This is a genomic window from Streptomyces sp. PKA51, from assembly GCF_057552455.1.
The window spans coordinates 166,659-190,477 of record NZ_BAAJPZ010000001.1 but is presented as its reverse complement, the minus strand read 5'-3'; the positions used below and the strand labels follow the sequence as shown (position 1 = coordinate 190,477).

At 76.7% G+C, this 23,819-nt stretch carries 3 protein-coding genes (1 of these 3 only partly in view); all 3 read right to left on the bottom strand.

Annotated features, from left to right (window positions below):
* Tightly spaced (each overlapping or abutting the next), the 3 genes in view from AC27L3_RS00695 to AC27L3_RS00685 form a layout consistent with a single transcriptional unit that may run on beyond the window.
* On the bottom strand, nt 1–5,947 hold the beginning of the coding sequence (locus AC27L3_RS00695) for an SDR family NAD(P)-dependent oxidoreductase (RefSeq protein WP_487231965.1). It extends 13,346 nt beyond the left edge of the window; 5,947 of the gene's 19,293 nt are visible here — the first part of the coding sequence; the start codon lies at nt 5,945–5,947; its stop codon lies beyond the left edge, outside the window.
* Nucleotides 5,947–10,584 carry an amino acid adenylation domain-containing protein gene (locus tag AC27L3_RS00690; RefSeq protein WP_487231964.1) on the bottom strand — a complete coding sequence of 1,546 codons (4,638 nt, stop codon included), beginning with the start codon at nt 10,582–10,584 and terminating at the stop codon, nt 5,947–5,949. Before AC27L3_RS00690 ends, AC27L3_RS00695 begins: the two co-directional genes overlap by 1 nt.
* A complete protein-coding gene (locus AC27L3_RS00685; RefSeq protein WP_487231963.1) occupies nt 10,581–23,819 on the bottom strand; it encodes an SDR family NAD(P)-dependent oxidoreductase in 13,239 nt (4,412 codons plus the stop codon). Before AC27L3_RS00685 ends, AC27L3_RS00690 begins: the two co-directional genes overlap by 4 nt.

Below are 23,819 nucleotides of genomic sequence, written 5' to 3'. Positions count from 1 at the left end.
CGGACCACCGGTCGACGACGGCCACCCGCCAGCGGGGGTGTTCCTGGGCCAGGGAGAGGGCGAGGCCGTGCAGGCTGGCCGCGTACGGGTTGGCGGGCGACTCGTCGCCCGTGGTGATCGCGTCCTCGGTGACGACGGTGAGCCGGACCGCCGAGCCCAGCTTCTGCAGGGCCTTGGCGAGCCGGAAGAGGGTGAGCACGCCGCGCTCCTGCGCGGCTTCGAGGGCGTCGGTGTCGTCGGTGCGGCCGGTGGCGGCGGGGCCGAGCAGTACGACGTGGTCGGGGCGGCCGGGCAGGTCGGTGCCGGCGGCGATGCGGTCGGGGTCCAGCTCGACGACGGTGCCGCCCAGACGCCGCGTCAGGACGGCGGCGAGGCGGGCGTGCTCGGGGCCGCGGACGAGCCAGGTGGTGCCGCCGGCCGGGGCCGGGTCCCGGTCGGCCGTCGCGGACCAGCGCGGGGTGAACATCAGCTCGTCGGCGGACACGGCACCGGCCGCGGGCGCGGGCGCGGATGCGGCCACCGCGCTGCCGGGGGCAGGGCGCAGGGACAGGTCGCGCAGGCGTGCGCACACGCGTCCGGTGTCGTCGGTGAGGGTGAGGTCGTAGCGGTCGGTGCCGACGGTCCGTACGTGGGCGTAGCCGAGCCCGGTGACCGGGGCGAGGACCTCGGCGGCGGCCAGGGCGTAGGGCACCATGGCGGGGCCTGCGGTGCGGTCGCGCAGCACCGCGAAGGCGTGCAGGGCGCCGTCGACCACCGAGGGGTGCAGGGCGCAGCCGGCGAAGGGGGCGGCCTCGGCGGGGATGCGCAGGCGCACCAGCGCCTCCCCGTCGCCCGCGGCGATCCACTCGACGGCCCGCAGGGCGGGGCCGTAGACGAGTCCGGCGGCGGCGAGATCCGCGTACAGCCGCGCGCCCTCGTGACGGTCGGTCAGGCGGGCCTTGAGTGCTTCGACGGGGACGTTGTCGGGGGCCGGGGCGTCGAGCGTGCCGATGCGGCCCTCGGCGAGCACCTGGCCCTCGTCGTCCCTCAGGTCGAAGGCGAGGCCGGCCTCACCGCGGCGCAGCCGCGTCCGGGCGGAGCGCTCGGCGCCGCCGACCACGAAGGGCCGCAGCCACCGCACGCCGGAGAGCCGCAGGTGCTCCCCCGCGCCGGCCGCCTCGGCGGCCGCGCGTGCCATCTCCAGGACGGCCGCGGCGGGCAGCAGGCGCAGTTCGCCGACGCGGTGGCCGTCGATGTAGGGGTGCTCGGGGCCGAAGGCGGCCCGGTGGGTGAGGCCGTCGAGGCTCTCGGCGGGGTCGAGTGTGCCGAGCAGCGGGTGTGCGGGGGTGGAGGCGGTGCGGGCGGGCGGCGACCAGATGGTGTCGGTGAGCCAGCAGCGCAGTTCCTCGAAGGGGTAGCCCGGCAGGGGCACGCGCCGTCCCTCGTTGCGCGGCCAGTCGATCGCCGCGCCGGCGACCCAGGCCGCGGCGAGGTGGGCGGGGGCGTCGCTCGCGGGCGCGGCGGCCTTGGAGGCCGCCCGGCCGCGCACGCTGCCGGTCCAGACGCCGTCGGTGTCCAGGCCCCGCAGGCGGGCGACGAGTTCGGCGGTGGTGGAGGCCAGGACGACCATGCGGTCCGCCCATTCCTCGCGGCCGTGCTGCAGGGTGAAGGCCACGTCCGCGAGGCGGTGCGGCTCGCGCTCCAGGGCGTCGGCGAGCAGGCCGGCCAGGACGGGCAGCCGCTCGGGCGCCCGGGTGGAGAGCGGGAAGAGCCACGGGCCCGCCTGCTCCTGGTGCGGCGCCGGGGCGGCGTGCTCGTCGACGTGTTCCTCGACGTGTTCCTCGACGACGAGGTGGGCGTTGGCGCCGCCGGCGCCGAAGGAGCTGATGCCGGCCCGGCGCAGGGCGCCTGCGGGGCGGGGCCAGGGGGCGAGGTCGCGCTGGACGCGCAGCGGGGTGGAGTCGAAGTCGATGTTGGGGTTGAGGGGGTCGGCGTGCAGGGACGGCACGAGTTCGCCGTGCTGCATCTGCAGCAGCACCTTGCACAGCCCCGCCATGCCGGAGGCGGACTCCAGGTGTCCGACGTTGGACTTGACCGAGCCGATGGGCAGGCTGCGCGGGGCCATGCCGGCCGTGCCCAGGGCGCGGGCGAGGCCGCGGATCTCCACCGGGTCGCCGAGGGCGGTTCCGGTGCCGTGGGCCTCCAGGTAGCCGAGCGAGGCGGGGTCGGCGCCGGCCTCGGCCAGCGCCCGGCTGACCAGGTCGCCCTGGGCGACGGGGTTGGGCACGGTGAAGCCGTTGGTGCGGCCGCCGTGGTTGACGCTGGTGCCGAGGATGACGCCGTGGATGTGGTCGCCGTCGCGGACGGCGTCGGCGAGCGGTCGCAGCAGCACCGCGCCGACGCCCTCGCCGGGCACGTAGCCGTCGCCGTCGGCGCCGAAGCTGCGGCACCGGCCGTCGCTGGAGGTGAAGCCGCCCTGGCCGAGGAAGCGGTACTTGTACGGGTGGACGTGCAGGTTGACGCCGCCGGCGAGGGCCATGTCGGTGTCACCGGCGCGCAGGTCGCGCACGGCCAGGTGGATGGCGGTGAGCGAGGAGGAGCACATGGTGTCCACGCCCAGGCTGGGGCCGGTCAGGCCCAGGGTGTAGGAGACGCGGTTGGCGATGGAGGCGTGGGAGGAGGCGCCGATCCGCCCGTCCTCGGCCTCGTGCAGCTGGTACAGCCCGTACATGGCGCCCACGTAGACGCCGACGCGGCGGGTGCGCAGGTCGGCGCGGGTGCGTCCGGCGTTCTCCATGGCGTGCCAGGCGCTCTGCAGGAACAGCCGCTCCTGCGGGTCGATGATCTCCGCCTCGCGGGGCGAGATGCCGAAGAAGAGCGGGTCGAAGGTGTCGATGCCGCGCAGGAAGCTGCCCCAGCGGCTGTAGCGGGCGTCCCGGTCGGCGGGGGTGGCCTGGTCGTAGTCGCGCCAGTTCCAGCGGTCGGCGGGGATCTCGGTGACCAGGTCGCGGCCGGCCCGCAGGTGGGACCAGAACTCCTCCAGGGTGTCCGACTCGGCGAACCGTGCCGCGACGCCCACGATGGCGATGGGCATCGGGCCGGCGGGAGCCGCAGCGGACGGGGGCGTCACCGCTACGGGTGCGGGTGCGCGTACGGGCTCGGGTGCGGCCGCCGGTGCCGCGGGGGCCGCCGCCGGGGCCTCTTCGGGTGCCGGTGCGGCGAGTTCCGTGAGGCGGGCGCCGTGCTGCTCGGTGAACCAGCCCGCGAGGTCGCGCAGGTTCTGGTACTCGAAGAACAGCGTCTTCGGCAGCGATCCGAAGTCCTCCTCCAGCCGGCGGGTCAGGTCCATGATGAGCAGCGAGTCGATGCCGTACTGCTCGAAGGCCGTGCCGGGCTCGATGTCCTCGGCGGGGAACTCGAAGACCTCGGCGAGGACCTCGCGCAGGAAGTCCTCGGCGAGGGCGGCGGCCGGCGGCTGCCCGCCGGCCGCCGGGGCGGGCGCGGCAACGGGCTCCGGTGCAGGGGCGTTGAGCACCTCGCGCAGCCGGGCGAGGTTGCCGTGCGCGACCATGACGTGGTCGCCGTCGTGGCCCAGGGCGCGGTCGAAGGCGTCCAGCGCCGCCTGCGTCGGCATGGCCACCAGGCCGACCTGGCGGGCCATGCGGGCGGCGGTGGCGTCGTCGGCGTCCACGCGGATGCCGCCGTCGGCCCACAGCGACCACAGCACGGACAGGCTGCGGCCGGGCCGGTCGCTATTGCGCCGCCATGCCGTGAACGCGTCGAGGAAGCGGTTGGCGTAGGCGTAGTCGGTCTGGCCGGGGCTGCCGGCGGCGCCGGACATGGAGGAGAAGGCGACGAAGAAGTCGAGGGGGTCGCCGGCGGTGGCCGCGTCCAGCTCCAGGGTGCCGCGGACCTTCGGGCCGAGGACGGCCGCGCTCTCCTCGTCGCTCTTGCGGATCAGCAGGGCGTCGCGGGTGACGCCGGCCAGGTGCAGCACGCCGTGGAGGGGCCCGTGCGCGGCGTGGACGCGCGCGACCAGGTCGGCGGCGGCGCCCGGGGCGCCGAGGTCGGCCTGCAGGTAGTGCACGTCGAGGCCGGCGGCGCGCAGGTCGGCGAGGTCGGCCTGCGGCGAACGGCCCGTCAGGACGTAGCGGGCGGAGCCGCCCAGGTGGGCCACGAGGTGGCGGCCGATGGCGCCGGCGCCGCCGGTGACGAGCACGGTGCCGCGCGGGGCGAGCGGCGCGGGGGCCGCCTGCGTGCTCTCCCAGCGCAGCACCTGGCGGCGGCCGGCGGCCGGGTGGCGGACCCGGAACTCGTGCGCGCTGCGTGCCTCGGTGGCGACGGCGGCGTCGAGGCCGGCGGCGCCGGTGTCGACGACGGCGACGCGGAAGTCGGGGTGTTCGTTGGCGAGGGCGCGCGCGAACCCGTCCAGGGCGTGCACCCGCGCGTCCTCGGCCCCGCCGGTCGGGCGGAACGCGTACAGCACCCGTACCGGCCTGCGGGCCGGCTGCGCCGCCCAGGAGCGGAACAGCCGCAGCAGGCCGGGCAGCGGGTCGCCGTCCGCGGCGCGCACCGCGCGGACGACCAGGAGCTCGTCGTCGCACGGGAAGAGCGCGTCCTCGCCGGCGGCCTCGGCGCCGGCCGGTATCTCCTCGCCGAGGGCGACCACGCGCGCCGCGCGGGGCTGCGCCGAGGGTGCGGGGGCGTCCTGCCAGCGCTGGACGAGCAGGTGGGCGGCGACGGTGCCGTCGAGGGCGGCGGCGCCGTCGACGGCGCGGGTGACGACGGCGCGCAGGCGCACGCACACGCGGCCCCGGTCGTCCGTCAGGCTCACGTCGTGGCCGGCGGGGGTGGCGAGCGCGTGCACGTGGCCCTGCTCGGGCAGCGGGCCGAAGATCTCGACGGCGTCGAGGGAGAAGGGCAGCCGGCGGGCGCGGGGGGCCGAGGGGTCCTCGTCGGTCCACAGGCACGCCTGGAGCATCGCGTCGAGCAGGGAGGGGTGCAGGGCGAAGTCGGAGAAGGGCACGTCGGCGGCCTGCGGCACGGCGACGTGGGCCAGGGCCTCGCCGGGCGCGGAGCGCACCGAGCGCAGGCCCTGCAGGCTGGGGCCGTAGCCGCCGCCGAGGGCGGTGAAGACGGCGTAGCACTCCTCGGCCGTCGCCGTGCGCGGCAGCCGGGAGCGGACGGCGTCCAGGTCCAGGTGCGGGGCCTCGGCGGGGGCGTCGAAGCGGAGGGTGCCGGTGGAGCACAGCGCGCCCTCCGCCGTGCCGTCGGCCCGCCGCACCTCGTAGGCGACGCCGTCGGCGCCGGGCTCCAGGTGCAGGCGCACGCGCACCGGCTCGTCCTCGACGAGCACGGGGCGGGCCCACAGGACGTTGACGATGCCGGTGGCGCGGCCGTGCCCCTGCGCGGCGGCAGCGGCCACGGCGAACTCCAGCGCGGCCACCGCGGGCAGGATCCGCACCGGGCCCAGGGCGTGGTCGCGCAGGTAGAACTCCTCGCCCGTCAGCAGCCGTTCGGCGGGGGTGTCGGCGAGGGAGGCCGGCGGGTTGATCCAGTAGCGGCGGGTCGGCCGGGGCGGCAGGGGCAGGGAGAGCCGGGCGGGGCGGCCGCCGGGCGGCTCCGGCCAGGCGACGGCCCGCCCGGTGACCCACAGCCGGGCGGCCTCGGCCGCGTCGTTGGTGCGCACGGCGTCGCCGGGGGCGTCGGCGGTCGCGGTGCCGCGCACCACGCCGACGCCGTCGCGCAGGCGCCCGGTCAGTTCGGCGACGCTCGCGGCGACCACGGCGAGCCGCTCGCGCAGCTCCTCGCGGCCGGTTCGCAGCGTGTGCGCCACGGCCTCGAAGGAGGCCGCCGGGTGGGCCTCCAGCCAGGCCACCAGCTCCGCCCGGTAGCGGTCGAGCTGTTCGGGGCCGTCGGCCGACAGCACGACGACCGCGGCGGTCGTCTTCTCGGTGTTGCCGCTCATCAACGCTTCCCCGCCTCTTCGACTACCACGTGCACGTTGCTGCCTCCCATGCCGAACGAGCTGACGCCGGCCCGGGCCGGCGCGCCGTCGGGTGTTTCCCATGCCTGCGCCGCGGACTGGATCCGGAACGGGCTGTCCGCGAGGTCGATCACCGGGTTGGGCACCCGCAGGTCCACCAGACCGGGGAGCGTGCGGTGCCGCATCGCCAGCAGGACCTTCACGATGCCGGCGACGCCGGCGGCGGCCTCCAGGTGGCCGATGTTCGTCTTGACCGACCCGATGCCGGTGCGCCCCGCGGAAAGGGGGAGCCCCCGCTCCGCGTACAGCCGGCCGAAGGCGTCCTTGAGCGCGTCGATCTCGATCGGGTCGCCCAGCGGCGTCCCGGTGCCGTGGGCCTCGATGTAGCCGATCGTGTCGGGCGCGACCGCGGCGGCCCGGTGCGCGGCGAGGACGACCTCGGCCTGCGCCTGCGGGTTGGGCACGGTGAGCGAGTGGGTGTGCCCGCCGTGGTTCTCCGCCGAGCCGATCAGCACGCCGTGCACCGGATCGCCGTCGGCCAGCGCCCGGTCGAGCAGCTTGAGCGCGAGGAGCACCACGCCCTCGCCCCTGCCGTAGCCGTCGGCGCGTTCGTCGAAGGTCTTGCAGCGTCCGTCGGGGCTGAGCATCCCGGCGCGGCGCAGTCCGGTGAAGCCGTGCGGCGACAGCAGGAGGTTGGCGCCGCCGGCCAGGGCGAGTTCGCAGTCGCCGAGCTGGAGTGCGCGCGCCGCGCGGTGGACGGCCACCAGCGAGCTGGAGCAGGCCGTGTCGAAGACGGCGCTGGGGCCGTGCAGGTCGAAGACGTACGAGATGCGGTTGGCCGCGATCGAGGCGACGTTGCCGATGAGGAAGTGGTCGCCCATCTCCGCGGAGCCGGGGCCGAGCAGGCTCAGGTAGTCGGCGCCGCTGAGGCCCACGAAGACCCCGGTGCGGCTGCCCGCCAGTGCGGCGGGGACCTGCCCGGAGTCCAGGACGGCCTCGTGCGCGGCGTGCAGCAGCAGCCGCTGCTGGGGGTCCATCTGCGCCGCTTCGCGGGGCGAGATGCGGAACAGCGCCGCGTCGAAGGCGTCGACGTCGTCGATGTAGGAGCCCCGGAACGCCTCGGGGAACACCCGTGCGGAGAAGCCGCGTTCCATCGGGTACGGCCGGGTCAGGTCGCGGCCGGCGGCGAGGTGCCCCCAGAACTCCTCCAGGGTGGCGGAGGAGGGCAGCCGCCCGCCGATCCCGATGATCGCCACCGGCGGGTAGCCGGTCGGCGCGGCGGCGGGGGCGGCGGGTGCCGCGGCGGCCGGGGCGAAGGCTGCGGGGTGGGCGTCGGCGAGGTGCGCGGCGAGGGAGGTGAGGTCGGGGCGGGCGTAGAAGACGGTCGGCCGCACCGTGATGCCGAAGCGTTCGCGCAGGGCGACCGCCAGCCGGGTGAAGCCGATCGAGTCGAAGCCCGCCTCGCCGAGCGGCCGGTCGAGGGGAATCTGCTCCGCCGTCACCCCGGCGACGTCCGCCGCCGCCCGGCGCAGCAGCGCCACGAGGTCGCCGGCACCGGCCGTGGGGCGCGCGGCCGGCTCGGGCCGGGCGGCCACGGCCGGTGCCGGCTGGTCGCCGTGGCCGAAGCGGCGCAGCAGGTCGTCCAGCGGCGACGCGGCGAGCGGGCCGGTGTCGACCTTGGCGTTGGGGGTCATCGGGAACCGGGCCAGGGCCACGGTGCGCGAGGGGAGCATGTACGCCGGCAGCCACGCGGCGATGCGGCGGGCGGCGGCCTCGCCGGCCTGTGCCGAGGCGGTCACGAACGCCACGAGCTGCGGGTGTCCGACGAGGTCCTCGCGGACCACGACGCGGACGTCGCCGACCTCGCCGGTGCGCCGGATCGCGGCCTCGATCTCGCCGAGCTCGATGCGGTGGCCGCGCAGCTTGACCTGCCGGTCGGCGCGGCCGAGCAGCACCATCTCGCCGTCGGCCGACCAGCGCGCCAGGTCGCCGGTGCGGTACAGCCGCTCGCCGGTGACGGCGTCCTCGACGAAGCGCTCGGCCGTCAGCTCGGGCCGGCCGCGGTAGCCGCGGGCGACGCCGTCGCCGCCGATGAGCAGTTCGCCGACGGCGCCGAACGGCACGGGGGCGCCGTCGGGGGCGGCCGTGCGGAAGGTGGTGTTGGCGATCGGGGTGCCGACGGTGACGGGGTGGTGGCGGCGTACGCGCTGGGCGGAGGACCAGATGGTCGTCTCGGTCGGGCCGTACATGTTCCACAGCTCGTCGCACCGGGCCAGCAGCCGCTCGGCGAGCTCGGGGGTCAGGGCCTCCCCGCCGCACAGGATCCTGGCCACCCGGCCGGTCCAGCCGGCGTGCAGCAGCATCTCCCAGGTGGCGGGCGTGGCCTGGACGAGCGTGGCGCCCGAGGTGCCGATGAGGTCGCCCAGCGCGAAGGCGTCCCGTACGGCGTCGGCGGGTGCGACGTGCACGGTGGCGCCGCGGGTCAGCGGGAGCAGCAGCTCCAGGCCCGAGATGTCGAACCCGGCGGTGGTCACGGCCAGCAGCGTGTCGTCCTCGGCGCAGCCGGGGCGCTCCGCCATGGAGGTGAGCAGGTTGACGAGGTTGCCGTGGGTGACCTCGACGCCCTTGGGAGCCCCGGTCGACCCGGAGGTGTAGAGCACGTACGCGAGGTCGGAGTCGCGGCGGGCGACCGGCTCCGCCGGTGCGGCCGGCTGCAGGGCGGTCAGGGGGATGCGCACGCCCGGGGTGTCCTCGGGCAGCCGGTCGGCGAGGTCCGCGTCGAGGACGACGGCCGCCAGGCCCGCGTCCGTGGCGATGTGGGCGAGCCGGGCGGCGGGGAAGTCCGGGTCGAGGGGGACGTAGGCGGCTCCGGCGGCCTGGACGGCGAGCAGGGCCGTGATCAGCGCGGCCCGGCGGCCGACGAGGACGCCCACCAGGTCGCCGGGGCGCACGCCGCGGTCGGCGAGGAGCCGGGTGAGCGCGTGCACCTGTCCGGCCAGCCCGGCGTAGGTGAGCGGGCCGTCGGCGTCGACGACGGCGGTCCGCCCGGGGGTGCGCCGGGCCTGCTCCAGCACGAGGCCGGCGGCGGTGACGTCGCGGGGCCGCTCGGTGCGGGTGGCGTTGACCCGGTCGACGAGGGCGCGTTCGGCCGCGGTGGCGAGGGCGACGTCGGCGACGCGGCGGTCGGGGTCGGCCGTCACCGCCTCCAGCAGCAGCCGGTAGTGCTCGGCCAGCCGCTCGATGGTGGCGCGGTCGAAGAGGGCGGGGTCGTACTTGACGTACACGTGGGCCCCGGCGCCGCGCACGACCACCTCGACGACGAGGTCGTTCTCGCCCTCCTGGGTCAGGTCGAGGGCGTCCTTGAAGACGGTCTGCCCGGCCGCCATGTCCTGATCGCCGCCGACGCCCTGCTGCATGTAGAAGCCGATGCCGAAGTCGGCCTCGGCGTCGGAGGTGCGGCGCAGGTCGTCGACGACGGACGCGAACGGGTAGGCGCTGTGGTCCTCGGCCTCCGCCATCCGCTCCTGGACGGCGGCCATGAGCTCGGTGAAGCGCGTCCCTCCGGCGCAGTCCAGGCGCAGGACCACCGGGTTGATGAGGTAGCCGACGGTGCGGTCGAAGCGCTGCGAGGGACGGCCGTCGGTCGGCACCATGACGCTGATGTCGCGCTGCCCGGAGTGGCGGTGCAGCAGGGCGGCGAAGGCGCCGAGGACGACGGCGAACGGGGTGAGCCGGGCCGCGCGGGCGGTGTCGCGCACCGCGCTCCAGGTGGCCTCCGGCAGCCGCAGCTGCACCATCGCGCCCTCGGCGTGGGAGGCCGGGGCGGTGCGGCGGCGGTCGGCGAGCGCGCCGGTCACCGGGGCGCTGGAGGCGCCGGTGAGGCGCTCCAGCCACCAGCGGCGGTGCTCCTCGGCCTCGGGGCCGGCGAGCATTTCCCGCTGCCAGCGCACGAACTCGGCGTACGGCGCGGCGGGTTCGACCGGCGGGAGCCCACGGCCGGCGGCCAGCGCGTCGTGGCAGGCGACGATGTCGCGCAGCAGGAGGTGGCTGGAGACGCCGTCGGTGATCAGGTGGTGGAAGACCAGGAGCAGCAGCGTGCCACCGCCGGGCGCGGTGATCAGCCACATGCGGTGCAGCGGGTCGCTCTCGAGGTCGAAGGGGCGGCGCACCAGGTTCCGTACGCGGGCGGCGAACTCGCCGTCGGTGACGTGGGCGAGGTCGAGCCGGGTGACGTCCGCGGCGCGGTCGGTGACCTCCTGCACCGGCCCGCCGGCGGCCAGCCGGACGGCGATGCGCAGGCCCGGGTGGCGCCGCACGACGGCGTCCAGCGCCTCGGCGAGCACGCCGGGGTCGACGTCGTCGCCGAGCCACAGGCCCAGCGGGAGGTTGTAGGAGGTCGCCTGCGGGTTGGTGGCGTGGATCGCCCACAGCGCCGCCTGTCCCCGGCTGAGCGGGTACGGGCCGGGCTCGGGCGCCGGTGCGGGCTCGTGTGCGGGCTCTTGTGCCGGCTCGTGTGCGGGTGCGGCGTCGACCAGGCCCCGCAGCAGGAGCTCGGCCACCTCGTCGGACACCTCGCCGGCGGCGATCGCCGCCAGCAGGTCGCGCAGTTCGGTGCTCATCGGTCCGTCCCTCCCTTCAGTGCGGCCAGTGCGTCGTCCACGCGGACGGTGCCGTTGCGCAGCCCCGCCAGCAGGGCCGCAACCTTGTCCACGGCCGGTGCGGGGGCCGGTCCGGGGGCCGGTTCGGGCGCCACCTGGACTTCCGGTGCGGACTTCCCGGCCGCGGGCAGCGGCCCGTACGCCTCGAACACGGCGCGGGCCATCGCGCGCACCGTCTGCCCCACGCCGAAGGTCCGCGCGGGGATGTCCACGCCGTAGTCGGCGCCCAGGCGGCGGCTCAGCCGGCGCAGGCCGAGGGAGTCCACTCCCGCGTCGGACAGCACCCGGTCCAGGGGCAGCCGGTCGGGCCGCATCCCCAGGTGCGCGGCCAGCAGTCCGCGCACGTGCTCGCGGACGGCGTCCTCCGGGTCGTCCCCGGCGTCCGGAACGGCCGGGGCGGGAGCAGCGGGCGGGGCGGGAGCGGCGGTCGGGGCGGGTTCCGGTGCCGCCGGCGTCTCCGGTGCGGTGCCCGCGTCCTCGCCGCCGGCCACCAGGCCGGCCTCGGCGGCCTGGACGGCGTCGAACCGCGGGCCGGGGGTGAGCCAGTAGCTCTCCCGCGCGAAGGGGTACGTCGGCGCGGGGACCCGCCGGGGGGCTCCCGACGGCCACAGCTCGGCCCAGTCGATCGGGGCGCCGCCGGCCCACAGCCGGGCGACCTTGTCCAGCCGGCCGGCGTCGACCACGGACTTCAGGTACCGGTGGCCCTCCGGGCCCTCCAGCAGCAGGGCGGTGGTGGTGTCCTTGCCGTCGCCGGTGAACACCCCGGGGGCACTGCCGTCCGCCAGCCAGGACTCCAGGGCCGCCACCAGCGTGCGCAGCGAGTCGGCGACGACGGCGAGGCGCTCGCCGAAGGCCTCGCGGCCGGTCTGCAGCGTACGGGCGAGGGCGGCCGGCGCGACGTCGTCGTGCTCCGCGGCCCAGCGGGCGACGCGCTGCGCGTAACCGCGCAGCCGCTGCGGGTCCTTGGCGGACAGGACGAACAGCTGGGGGCCTGCCGGGGCGGCGGCGACCGGCTCCTCGCGGTACTCCTCGACCACCAGGTGGGCGTTGACCCCACCGAGGCCGAAAGAGCTCACCCCGGCGCGCAGCGGCGCCTCGGCGCCGTCGGGCGTGCGCACGCGCCGCCACGGTTCGCGCCCGGTCACCACGCGCAGCGGGCTGCCGTCCAGGCGCAGGTGCGGGTTGGGGGTCTCCAGGTGCAGGTTGCCGGGGATCTCCCGGTGCCGCATGGCGAGCAGGGCCTTGATCAGGCCGGTGACGCCGGCGGCCGCCTCCAGGTGGCCGGTGTTGGTCTTCACCGCGCCCAGGGCCACGTGGGCCTCCGTGCACGCGGCGCCGTGGTCGGCGTAGAGCTGGGCGAAGGCCGTCTTCAGGCCCTCGACCTCGACGGGGTCGCCGAGTTCGGTGCCGGTGCCGTGGGTCTCGACGTAGGTGACGGTGCGCGGGTCGACGCCGGCGCGGCGGTGCGCCTTGAGGATGCAGGCGGCCTGCGCGTCCGGGTTGGGGGCGGTCAGCGAGTTGGTGCGGCCGCCGTGGCCCACGGCGCTGCCGCGCAGGACGGCGTGGATGACGTCGCCGTCCGCGATCGCCGCGTCCAGGCGCTTGAGGACCACCACGCCGACGCCCTCGGCGCGCACGATGCCATTGGCGCGGGCGTCGAAGGTGCGGCAGCGCCCGTCGGGGCTGAGCATGTCGGCCTGGCTCATGTCGACGAACAGCGTGGGCGAGGCGATGACGTTGACGCCGCCGGCCAGCGCGACGTCGCAGTCGCCGTGCCGGATGGCCTCGGCCGCGCGGTGCACGGCGACGAGGGAGGAGGAGCAGGCGGTGTCGAGGGTCTCGCTGGGTCCGCGCAGGTTCAGCAGGTAGGACACCCGGTTGGACATGATGGCGTGGGCCCGGCCGACGGTGCTGTAGCCGTCGAGCGGGACGCCGAGGGCGTGCTGCAGCTCGAAGTAGTCGTAGGTGCCGCTGCCGATGAAGACGCCCGTGTCGGTGCCGGAGAGCGCGGACGGCCGGATGCCGGCGTCCTCGAGCGCGCTCCAGGACGCCTCCAGGACGAGCCGGTGCTGCGGGTCCATGGCCACGGCCTCGTGCGGCGAGATGCCGAAGAACTGCGGGTCGAACAGGTCGACCCGGCGCAGGAAGCCGCCCCACTTCGCCGTCGTGCGGAACTGCCCGGGCTCCGGGTCGCCGTGCAGGCGCCGCCAGTCCCAGCGGTCCTCCGGGATCTCGCGGACGAGATCGTCGCCCGCCGTCAGGTGCTGCCAGAACTCGTCCAGGTCGTCGGAGTCCGGCAGCACGCCCGCCATGCCCACGATGGCGACGGCCACGGGCTCGGCGGGCTCACCGGGTGCACCGGCGAAGGCCGCCGGGGCGGCCACGGGCGCCGGTACGGGCGCGGGTACGGATACGGGAGGCGCTGTCACGGTGGCCGGTTGCGGTGCGGGGGCCTGCTGCGGGGCGGGCGCGGCCGGGCGTACGGCCGCGGCCAGGTCGGTGGCGTGGTCCCGCAGGATCTTGTCGACGAGGTCGTTCGCGGTGGCCACGCCGAAGAACGCGGCGGGCGTGAGGTCGAGGTCCCAGCGCACGTTCACCAGGTGGCTCAGGCGCGTGTACATGATGGAGTCGAAGCCGAAGCGGCTGAGCAGGTCGTCCGGGGCGAGCTCGCCCGGCCGGATGCCGGCCACCTCGCAGAGCAGGCCCAGCAGTTCGCCGGCCACGGCCTCGCGCCACGGCCCCTCGGCGGGGGCCGCCGCGGGAGCGGGCGCCGGGGCCGCCGCCGGGGCCACGGCCGGGACCGCGTCCGTGCTGACGCCGATGCGGCCGAGGAATGCGTCCGTTGCGGAGACCACTGCCACCTGTACCTCCTGCCGGCCGAGCACCTGGCCCAGCGCCTCGAATCCCGCCTGCGGTGAGAGCGGGTGGACACCCGCGGCGACCAGCCGGTCGCGGTGGCGCTCGGTGAGCGCGGAGCCTGCCCAGGCCCCCCAGTTCACGACCCGCACGGGGTACGGCAGCCGGGCGGCGAGCGCGTGGGCGACGGCGTCCTGGGCGGTGCAGCCGGCCGCGTAGGCCGCCTGGCCGGGGTTGCCGAGGAAGGACTGGACGGAGGAGAACACCGCGAGGAAGTCCAGCGGGCGGTCGCCCAGCGCCTCGGCGAGCGCGGCGGTGGTGCGGCTCTTGGCGGCCAGGCCGCGCAGGAACCACTCCTCGTCCATGGCCGCCAGCGACCGGTCGCTGGGCACGGTCACCGTGTGCACGACCCCGTGCACGACGCCCACGCGGGCGAACACCGCGCGCAGCTGCTCCGGTTCGGCGGCGTCGGCCCGGTGGACCTCCACGGCGGTGCCGGACGGGTCGACGGCCCGGATGCGGGCGGCCCTGGCCGCGTCCGGCGCGGAGCGCCCGACGAGGACGACCCTGGCCCGGTACCGCCGCACCAGCTGCTCGGCGATGTCCAGCCCGATGTCGCCGGTGCCGCCGACGATCACGTACGTCCCGCCCTCGCGCAGCACCGGCGCGGCCGGCGCCGGGCCGTCGACGGGCACGAGCACCTGTCGGTACCAGCGGCCGGCGCGCAGCGCGTAGTCGCCCGGGGCGGTGGTGAAGGGCGCGGCGGGGGTGTCCGCGGCGAGGTCGACGGTGGTGACGTGCCAGCGCTCGCACTCGTGCCGCACCGACCGGGCCAGGCCCAGCACAGCGGCGGCGAGCGGGTCGGCGGGCGCGCCGTCCATCGCGGCGGCGCCGCGGGTGACGACCGTCAGCGCGAGCTCGCCGGCCGCGGCCGGGCGCGCCTGCAGGTGCTTGACGACCCGGAACAGCTCCAGCACGCCGGCTTCGCCGGTGACCACGGCGTGGACCGCCGCGGGGGTCGGCAGCGCGTCCAGGGGCGCGTCGCCGATGCGGTGGACGCCGGCGGCCGGGGGGCCGTCGTGGCCGAGCACCCACAGGGGGCCGGTGGCCCGGGCGGGGGCGGTCGGGTCGGCGACGGGCTGCCAGCGCGGTGCGTACAGGCCCGCCGGGGCCGCGGCGGCAGGCTGCTGCCCGGGCGCCTGCAACTCCTGCGGCTCGTGCGACTCCTGCGGCTCGTGGGTGTCCACCCAGCAGCGGCGGCGTTCGAACGGGTAGGTGGGCAGCGGGATCAGCATGCCGTCCCCGGGCCAGGCGATCGACTCGCCGGCGACCCAGCGGTCGGCGGGCGCGGTGCCGCCGGGCCGGGCGAGTGCGGGGTGGTCGGCGCCGCGGGCGGCGGCCGCGAGCGCGGCGGCCAGGGTCTGCCGGTCGCCGGCGGTGACGGCCAGGCGCACCTCCATGGCGTCGCGCCCGTGCTGGAGGGTGTACGCCACGTCGGCGAGGTCCGGGGCCCGGTCCAGGGCGCCGAGCAGCGCCGTCGCGTACCGGTTCAGGGCCTCGGGCGTCCGCGCGGACAGCGGGAACACCCAGGGTCCGTGCGGCCGTTGCGGCTCCTGCGCGGGCCGGGCCTCCTCCAGGACGACGTGGGCGTTGACCCCGCCGTAGCCGAAGGAGCTCACGCCCGCGCGGCGCGGGGCGCCGGCCGGGCGCGGCCAGGGCTGCGCGGTGCGCGGCAGGTGGAAGGGGCTGCCGGACAGGCGCAGGTGCGGGTTCTGCTCGCCGAGGCCGGCCACGGGCGGCAGCACGCCGTGTTCCAGGGCGAGGAGCACCTTGATGACGCCGGCGGCGCCGGCGGCGGACTCCAGGTGGCCGATGTTGGCCTTGACCGCTCCCAGGGCGCAGTAGGGCTCGGCCGGTGCCGGGCGGCCGCGCCGGGCGTGCAGTTCGTCGAAGGCCAGGCGCAGGCCGTTGATCTCGACGGGGTCGCCGAGTTCGGTGCCGGTGCCGTGGGTCTCGAGGTAGCCGACGGTGGTGGGGTCGGTGCCGGCGCGCTCGTGCGCCCGTACGATCATCGCCGCCTGGGCGGCCGGGTTGGGCGCGGTCAGCGAGCGGGCGCGGCCGCCGTGGTTGACGGCGGTGCCGCGCAGCCAGGCCCGCACGCGGTGGCGGGCGGCCAGGCCGGCCCGGGTCAGGACGACGAGGCCGTAGCCCTCGCCGCGCACGAAGCCGTCGGCGCGGGCGTCGAAGGCGCGGCAGCGGCCGTCCGGGCCGAGCATGCCGGTGCTGCTGAGCAGGACGTGGTTGTGGGGGGAGAGCAGGAGGTTGACGCCGCCGGCCACGGCGATGTCGCACTCCCCCGCCCGGATGGCCTCGGCGGCGCGGTGCAGGGCCACCAGGGAGCTGGAGCAGCCGGTGTTGACCGGTTCGCTGGGGCCGTGCAGGTCGAGCAGGTAGGAGATGCGGTTGACGAGGATGGAGTGCGTGGTGGCGGTGGCGGCGTGGGCGTCGACGGGGGTGCCCGCGGCCCTGCGGACCTCCTCGTAGTCGCTGGATCCGGCGCCGATGAACAGGCCGGTGTTCGAGCCGGCGAGGGCGCCCGGTGCCAGGCCCGCGTCCTCCAGGGCGCTCCACACGCCCTGCAGGACCAGCCGCTGCTGCGGGTCCATGCCGGCGGCCTCGTGCGGGGAGATGCCGAAGAAGAGCGGGTCGAACATCTCGACGTCGTGGACGAAGCCGCCGCGGCGGGCGTGCACGCCGTCGGGGAGGGCGCGCCAGTCCCAGCGCTCGGCGGGCACGTCGGCGACCAGGTCGTCGCCGGCCACCAGGTGCTGCCAGAACTCGTCCAGGTCGTGGCTGCCGGGCATCCGCCCGGCCATGCCGACGACGGCGATCGCCTCGGGCTCGGCGGCCGGCGCGGGGGCGGGTGCCACCGGGGCCGGGGCAGGGGCCGGTTCCGGCTGCTGCGCCTCGGCGGCCACGGGGGTGGTCGCCTGCGCCAGCGCGGGGTTGTCGCGCACGAGGCGCTCGGCCAGGGAGCGCAGGGTGGGCGTCTCGTAGAACAGCGCGGGGGTCACGTCCAGACCGAAGTCGTCGTTGAGTCGCCCGGCGAGGAGGCTGTAGCTGACCGAGTCGAAGCCGTAGTCGCCGATCGCGCGGTCGAGGTCGAGGTCGCCGAGGGGGATGCCGGAGGCGTCCGACGTCAGGGCCAGGAGCGCGTCGGTGAAGGAGGCGCCGCCTGCGCCGGTGGGCGGGGCGGCCTCGGCGGCCCGGGCCACGACGACGTGCTGGAAGTTGCGGGTGGTCTCGGCGGCCTCGGGCAGGGCGGCGGTCACCTCGTAGCCCTCCCCTGCGAGCAGCCGGGTCCAGCCGGGGACGTCCAGCAGCGGCGAGCCGGGCAGGCGCAGGGCGGTGTCGCCGTGCGCCCACCAGCCGTCGAACAGCCCGTAGGTGACGGTGGCGGGCAGGGTGACGGTGGTCAGCTCGTTGAACAGCAGCTCGCCCCCGGTGCGCAGCACGCCGCGCAGGTGGCGCACGGCGCGGCCCACGTCGGAGGTGGCGTGCAGGACGTTGGCGGCGACGGCGAGGTCGAAGCCCTGCGCCGGGAAGCCCTGGGCGACGGGGTCGGTGTCCAGGTCGAGGCGCTTGAACTTCAGGAAGGGGTAGTGGGCGCCGAACTCCCTCTTGCCGTGGGCGAGGAAGGTGACCGACAGGTCGGTGTACCAGTACTCCACGCGCTCGCCGTACGGCTGCAGGGCGCGCAGCAGTCCGGCGGAGGTGCCGCCGGTGCCGGAGCCGACCTCCAGGATGCGCACCGGGGCGCCGGCCGGCAGCTCGGCCAGGCGCCGCCGGACGTGCCCGACGAGGTGCTCGGTGAGCAGGTCGTTGTAGAGGTCGCTGATGGGGTTGCCCTTGTAGATGCTCTCCATGAGCGAGGTGCCGGAGCGGGGGAAGAGCAGGTCGGTGGCGAGCAGCTCGCCGCGCAGCAGCTCGGGGTAGCGCTCCAGGCACAGGGCCAGCAGCCGGACGAAGACCGCCGACTCGGGGTGGGCGTCGGCCAGTTCGGCGAGCCGCCGCAGGTGGCCGCCGGCGCGGGCCTCGGCCAGCGCGGCGGGGGCGGGGCGGTGGCGGCCGTCCGCGGCGTCGGTCAGGCCGGCGTGGGCGAGCATGTCGAGCAGGGTGTGCAGCAGCCGCTCGTAGCGGGGGGTGACCCCGACACGGCGGGCGATCCCGGCCGCGTCCGCGGCGGGCCCCTCGAAGGCGCCCATGCCGTCGAGCAGGGCGAGCAGGGCGCCCTGGGCGAGGTCCGTCATCTGCCGGTCGAGCGCGTGGAAGTCGTCCACCACACGCTGGGTCGCGGTGCTCGGGTGCCCGCCGGTGCCGGTCACGTCCGTGGTCTCCGTTCTGGTCGCTCCCATCCGCCCGCGCAGGGCCGCGGTGCCGGGCACGGCGACGGCCTGGGGTGCCGGCTGCCGCAGGGCCCGTACGAGCGCGGCGAATCCCGCCTCGGGCGTGATGGAGTGGAAGCCGGCGGCGGTGAGGCCGTCCCGGTGGGTGTCGTCGGCCACCGCGCCGACCGTGCCCCAAAAACCCCAGTCGACGGCGCGCACCGGATACGGCAGGCGGGCGTCGAGGGCGTGGGCGTAGGCGTCCAGGAAGGTGGAGCCGGCCGCGTAGTTGGCCAGGCCCGCATCGCCGAGGAAGGACTGCGCGGAGGAGAAGAACACCAGGAAGTCGAGCTCGCGTCCGCGCAGCGCGTCGGCCAGGGCGGCCGCGACGCCGGACTTGGCGGCGAGGCTCTCGGTGAGGTCCGCCTCGGACATGTTGCGCACCAGCCGGTCGCGCTGGACGAGGGCGGCGTGCACGATGCCGTGCACGGGGCCGGCCTCGTCGAGGAGGGCGGCGAGGCGGGCGCTGTCGGTCGCGTCGCACCGCAGGTAGCGGATTCCGGCGCCCAGGTCGGTGCCGGCGGGCAGCTCGCTGCGGCCGACCAGGACGGCGCGCGCGTCGTGGTCCGCGACGAGGCGGCGGGCGATCGCCGCCCCGATGCCGCGGGCGCCGCCGATGACGAGGTACGTGCCGCCGCGGCGCAGCGGCGACGGACCGCCGGCGACGGGGGCGGGGCGCAGGACCTGGGCGTGGTGGACGTCCCCGGTGCAGGCCAGGCGGCTGCCGCGGGGGGCCGGCACCACCAGGTCCGCCGACTCGCGGGCGGGGTCGAGGTCGACGGTGGCGACGCTCCAGCCGCGGTGCTCGTTCTCCAGGACGCGGGCGAAGCCGATGACGCCGGCGGCGTAGGGGTCGCTCACCCCGCGGCCGGGTGCGGCGGCGGCGCCGGTGGTGACGACGACCCAGTCGAGGGCGGGCAGGCGCGACCACTGGCGCGCGTGCCGGGCCAGGGCGTGGACGCCGGTGGCCTCGGCGTGCGCGACCCGCTCCTGCTCGCTCGCGGCGGTGTGCGCGGTGGTGGTGCCGGTCAGCAGGTAGACCAGGCGCGGCTGTACGGGAACGGGTGCGCCCAGTTCCACCAGGTGCGCGTCCGGGTGACGGACCATCAGGTCGCGGGCGAGGCGCTCGCGCCCGGGGGCGTACAGCACCACGACGGGACCGTCCGGCGCCGGGAGCGGGCCGGGGGCGCGGCAGGGCTCCCAGACAGGGACGTCGAGCGGGACGGGCTCGGCCTGCGCGGCGGAGGGGGGCGCGGTCGCGGGGGCGGGGGCGGATGCCAGGGCGACGGGCGCGTCGACCGCGGGGGCGGCGGCCGGGGGCGCGAGCTGCCCGGCGGGGGCGGCCGGTGCGTACGCAGCGGCGGGGGCCGGGGGCGGGACGTCGACCCAGCAGCGGACGCGGGCGAACGGGTAGAGCGGCAGCGCCACCTTGCGGGCCTTGCGGTCGCGGTGCAGGGCGCGCCAGTCGGGGGCGGCGCCCGCCGCCCAGCTGCGCGCGAGGACGTGGGGGTCGGTGGAGTCGGGGGCGGCGACGGCGGCCGCCGTCGTGACGGTGCCCCGGTGGCCGGCCGTCGGCGAGCCGTCCAGGAACGCGCGCAGGACGGAGCGCAGTTCGTCGGTGTCGGAGGCGACGACGGCGAGGCGCTCGGCCATGGGCTCCCGGCCGGTCTGGGTGGTGTAGGCGATGTCGGCCAGCGGGACGTCCGTCGCGTCGCCGCCCGGCAGGCCGGCGGCCAGGCCGGCCAGGGTGGAGCGGGCGTCGACGTGCGGGGCCCGGCCGGGGAAGCGCTCCTCCAGGGCGCGGGCGAGCCGGCGCAGGTCGGCGGCGTCCAGGCCGAGTTCGTCGAGTTCGGCCTCGGGGTCGGCGCCGGCGAGGCCGGCGAGCTCGGCGACCCGGGCGAGGCGGTCGGCCGCGGGCAGCTCCAGGTAGCGCTGCGCCAGTTCGCGCAGGGCCTCGGGGGTGCGGGCGGAGAGCAGGACGACCTGCGGCCCGACGGCGCCGGCGTCCGAGGACGGCGCCTGCGGGTACTCCTCGACGACGACGTGGGCGTTGGCGCCGCCCGCACCGAAGGCGCTGACGGCGGCGCGGCGCGGGGTGCCCTCGCCGGCGGGCCACGGCTCCGCCGTGCGCTGCACGCGCAGGCCCAGCGTGTCCCAGTCGATGCCGGGGTTGGCCGGGTCGGCGTGCAGGGACGGCACCAGGGTGCGGTGGCGCAGCTGCAGCAGGACCTTCGTCAGGCCGGCGATCCCGGCGGCCGGCTCCAGGTGCCCGATGCCGGACTTCACCGACCCGATGCGGGTGCGCGCGTCGCCGTAGGCCCGGGCCAGGGCGGTGATCTCGATCGGGTCGCCGAGCGCGGTGCCGGTGCCGTGCGCCTCGACGTAGCCGATGGAGGCGGGGTCGGTGCCGGCCCGCCGCAGGGCGGCCCGGATCACGTCGGTCTGGGCGGCGGGGTTGGGCACGAAGAAGCCGCCGGCCCGTCCGCCGTGGTTGACGGCGCTGCCCTTGATGACGCCGAGGACCCGGTCGCCGTCCTCCAGGGCGCGGGCCAGCGGCTTGAGCACGACGACGCCGACGCCCTCGCCGGGCACGTAGCCGTCCCCGCCGGCGCCGAAGGCGCGGCAGCGGCCGTCGGAGGAGACGAAGCCGACCTGGCTCAGGTGCAGGTACTTGTAGGGGTGGACCATGAGGTTCACCCCACCGGCGAGCGCGAGCTCGCTGTCGCCGGACGTGAGGCTCTGGCAGGCCAGGTGCAGGGCGGTCAGGGACGAGGAGCACATCGTGTCCAGCGCCAGGCTGGGGCCGCGCAGGTCCAGGAAGGCGGAGACGCGGTTGGCCACGGCCGAGGAGAAGGAGGTGGGCAGCACGGGCAGCCGGTCCTCGGCGCCCAGGCCGAGCATCTGGTACTGGGTGAACATCACTCCGGCGAAGACGCCCACCGCGCGCCCGGCGACGTCGGCGCGGGTCAGGCCGGCGTCCTCCAGGGCGTGCCAGGTGGTCTGCAGGAACAGCCGCTCCTGCGGGTCCATGCCCTCGGCCTCGCGCGGGGTGATGCGGAAGAAGGCGGGGTCGAACGCGTCGATGTCCTCCAGGAAGCCGCCCCACTTGCTGGACGAGCGCCCGGCGGCGCGCCCGGGCGCGTAGAAGCCGTCCGTCCCCCACCGCTCGGCGGGGATCTCGGTGACGCAGTCGCGCCCGGTGCGCAGGTTGGTCCAGAACTGGTCGAGGTCCTCGGCCATGGGGTAGCGGCCGGCGACGCCGATGACCGCGATGTCCCGGCCGATGTCCCGGCCGGTGTCCTGGTCGGTGTCCCGGCCCGTGGTGTTCCGGTGCGCTGGGGCGGCCGGCCGCGGGCTGCGGCGTACGGGCTCGGGGGCACTGTCGTGGTGGGCGGCCTCGGCGGCGGGCAGGCCGAGCGCCGTACGGGCCCGCTCGGGGTCGCCGTGGAGCACGACGACCTCGGTGCCGGACAGGGCGAGCGCCTGCTCGAAGACGTCCAGGCCGGCGGCCGTCGGCAGGGGGACCTGTCCCTGGCGGCGGAAGAGTGCCTCGGCGGCCGCGTCCGTGCGCATGCCGCCCTCGGCCCACAGCGGCCAGGCGAAGGAGACGAGCCCGCGCTCGCGGGCGTAGGCGTCGAGGAAGGCGTTGGCGGCGGCGTAGTCGCTCTGACCGGCGTTGCCGGCGACGCCGGTCACGGAGGAGAACACGGCGAAGAAGTCGAGGTCCAGGTGGCGGGTGGCCGCCTCCAGGAGGACCGTGCCGCGGACCTTGGGCTCCAGGACGGCCGCGAGGTCCGCGGCCGACTTGGCGGTGAACAGGCCGTCGCGCAGCACCCCGGCTGCGTGGACGATGCCGTCGAGCCGCCCGAACCGGTCCAGGACGCCGGAGACCAGGGCCTCCACCTCGGACGCGACGGTGACGTCGGCCCGCACGTAGTGCCCGGCCGCGGGCTGCGGCTGCGGGCTGCGCCCGGCCAGGACGGCGGTGGCGCCGCGCTCGGTGATCCGCGCGCCGAGCTCCCGGCCGATGCCGCCCGCCCCGCCGGTGATCAGGTAGACGCCGCCGGGGCGCAGCGCGGACGCGGCCTCGGGCTCGGCGTCACGGTAGCGGCGGACGTGCCGGCGCCCGGGGGTGTGCCGCACCCAGGGCTCGGAGAGGTCGCCGAACTCCGCGAGCAGCGCGTCCGGTTCGGCGGGGCCGTCGCACTCGACGGCGGTGATCGTCAGGCTGGGCTGTTCCAGGCGCACGGTACGGGCGAGGCCGGCCACCGCGGCGGCCACCGGTGCCGGTCCCACGTGCACGACGGGGGCCGGGCCGGTCGCGAGGACCTGGGCCAGGGCGAGCACCTCGCCGCAGGCCGACCGCACGGCGGCGGGCAGGTCGGCGCCGTCGCCCTCGGCCAGGTGCAGGATCGCGCCGGGCCGGGTGCCGAGGTCGGCGAGCAGCAGCTGCAGGTCCGCGGTCTCGGCGGGGCGCAGTTCGTAGGCGTCGGCGGCGATGCGGCGGAAGGCCGGGCCGCGCCGGACGGTGATCTGGTCCGGCCGGATCCGCGCGTCGCCGATCACCAGCAGCGGCCGGGCGGCGGGCGCGGGGGGCCGGGGGGCCTCCTGCCACACGCCGGTCAGGCAGCCGGTGCGTGCGGGGGCGTCCACCTGCGGTGTCTGCGGTGCCGGCGCGGCGGGGGTACGGGTGTGCCAGTCGTCGGGCAGCAGCCCGGCGAGGTGGTCCGCGACGGCGTCGACCGTCGGGTACTCGAACAGGAGGGTGGGGTAGAGCGGGACGTCGAAACGTTCCTCCAGGGCGCGTACCAGCGCCAGGAGCTGGGTGGACTCCAGCCCCAGGTCGTAGAAACCGCGGTCGGTGTCCACGACGAGCCCGGGGTCGCCGACGGTCCGGCGGACCAGCTCGGCGATCTCCGCCCGCAGGTCGCCCGGTTCGCCGCTGGTGGCGGGCGCAGGAGTGTCGACCGGCAGCGCGGAAACAGGAAGCGCGGCGACGGGAAGTGCGGAATCGGGAAGTGCGGCGGACGGTGCGGTCGTGGCCGTCGTGAGCCGGGTGATCGACGCGGCGGAACGGACCCGCTTGAACGTCAGCCCGGTGAACTGCGCGGCGAGCCCGCCCGACCGGTCGTACAGGTCGATGTCCGCCTTGACGACGTCCCGGGCCGCGCCGTCCCCGGCCCTCTTCAGGCGCAGGTCGACGGTGCAGGCGTCGCCGAGGGGACGGGCCGCGCGGAAGGCGGCGATGTGCAGGGGGATGAGCGGGCGTCCGTCCGCGTCCGCACCGTCGAAGGCCAGCGCGTACGACTGCATGGTCGAACCGTCGAGCAGGGCGGGGTGCAGGAGGAAGTCCGCCACCGTGGCCCGGGCCTCGTCGCCGAGCGCGATCTCGGCCCGTACCCGCTCCGCGGTCGCCCGCAGGGTGCCCAGGCACCGCATGAACGCCCGGTGCTCGATGCCGGCCGATCGTCCCGTCGCGTACACCGTGGCGACGTCGACCGGGGTGCCGCCGGCGGGCGCGGGCTCCGGCGTGCCGGTCAGCGGGGGCAGGTCGGTGCGCAGGGTCGCCCGCAGGTGGGTGGTCACCGCGTCGTCGGCGGGCACGCCGTCCTGCATGCGGCGGCTGGTCGCCGTCACCCGGAAGACCGGGCCGTCGGGCACGAGCTCGACGGTCAGTTCGCGGTCGAAGGACTCGGTGGTGACCACCGGCTCGACGAACAGCACGTCGCTCAGCTCGGTGCGGTCCAGCGGGACGTCGCGCGCGGCGAGCAGCCGGTGGACGATGTCGAGGAAGGTGACCCCGGGCAGGGTGCGCACACCGTGCACCCGGTGGTCGTCGACGATCGGGTTGTCCCGTTTCAGGTGTAGGGCACATCGAACGGACCGACGGTCCAC

Bases quoted from the DNA above. Each gene is read 5' to 3' on its own strand.
- AC27L3_RS00690 (WP_487231964.1), bottom strand. From the start codon at position 10,584: ATGAGCACCGAACTGCGCGACCTGCTGGCGGCGATCGCCGCCGGCGAG.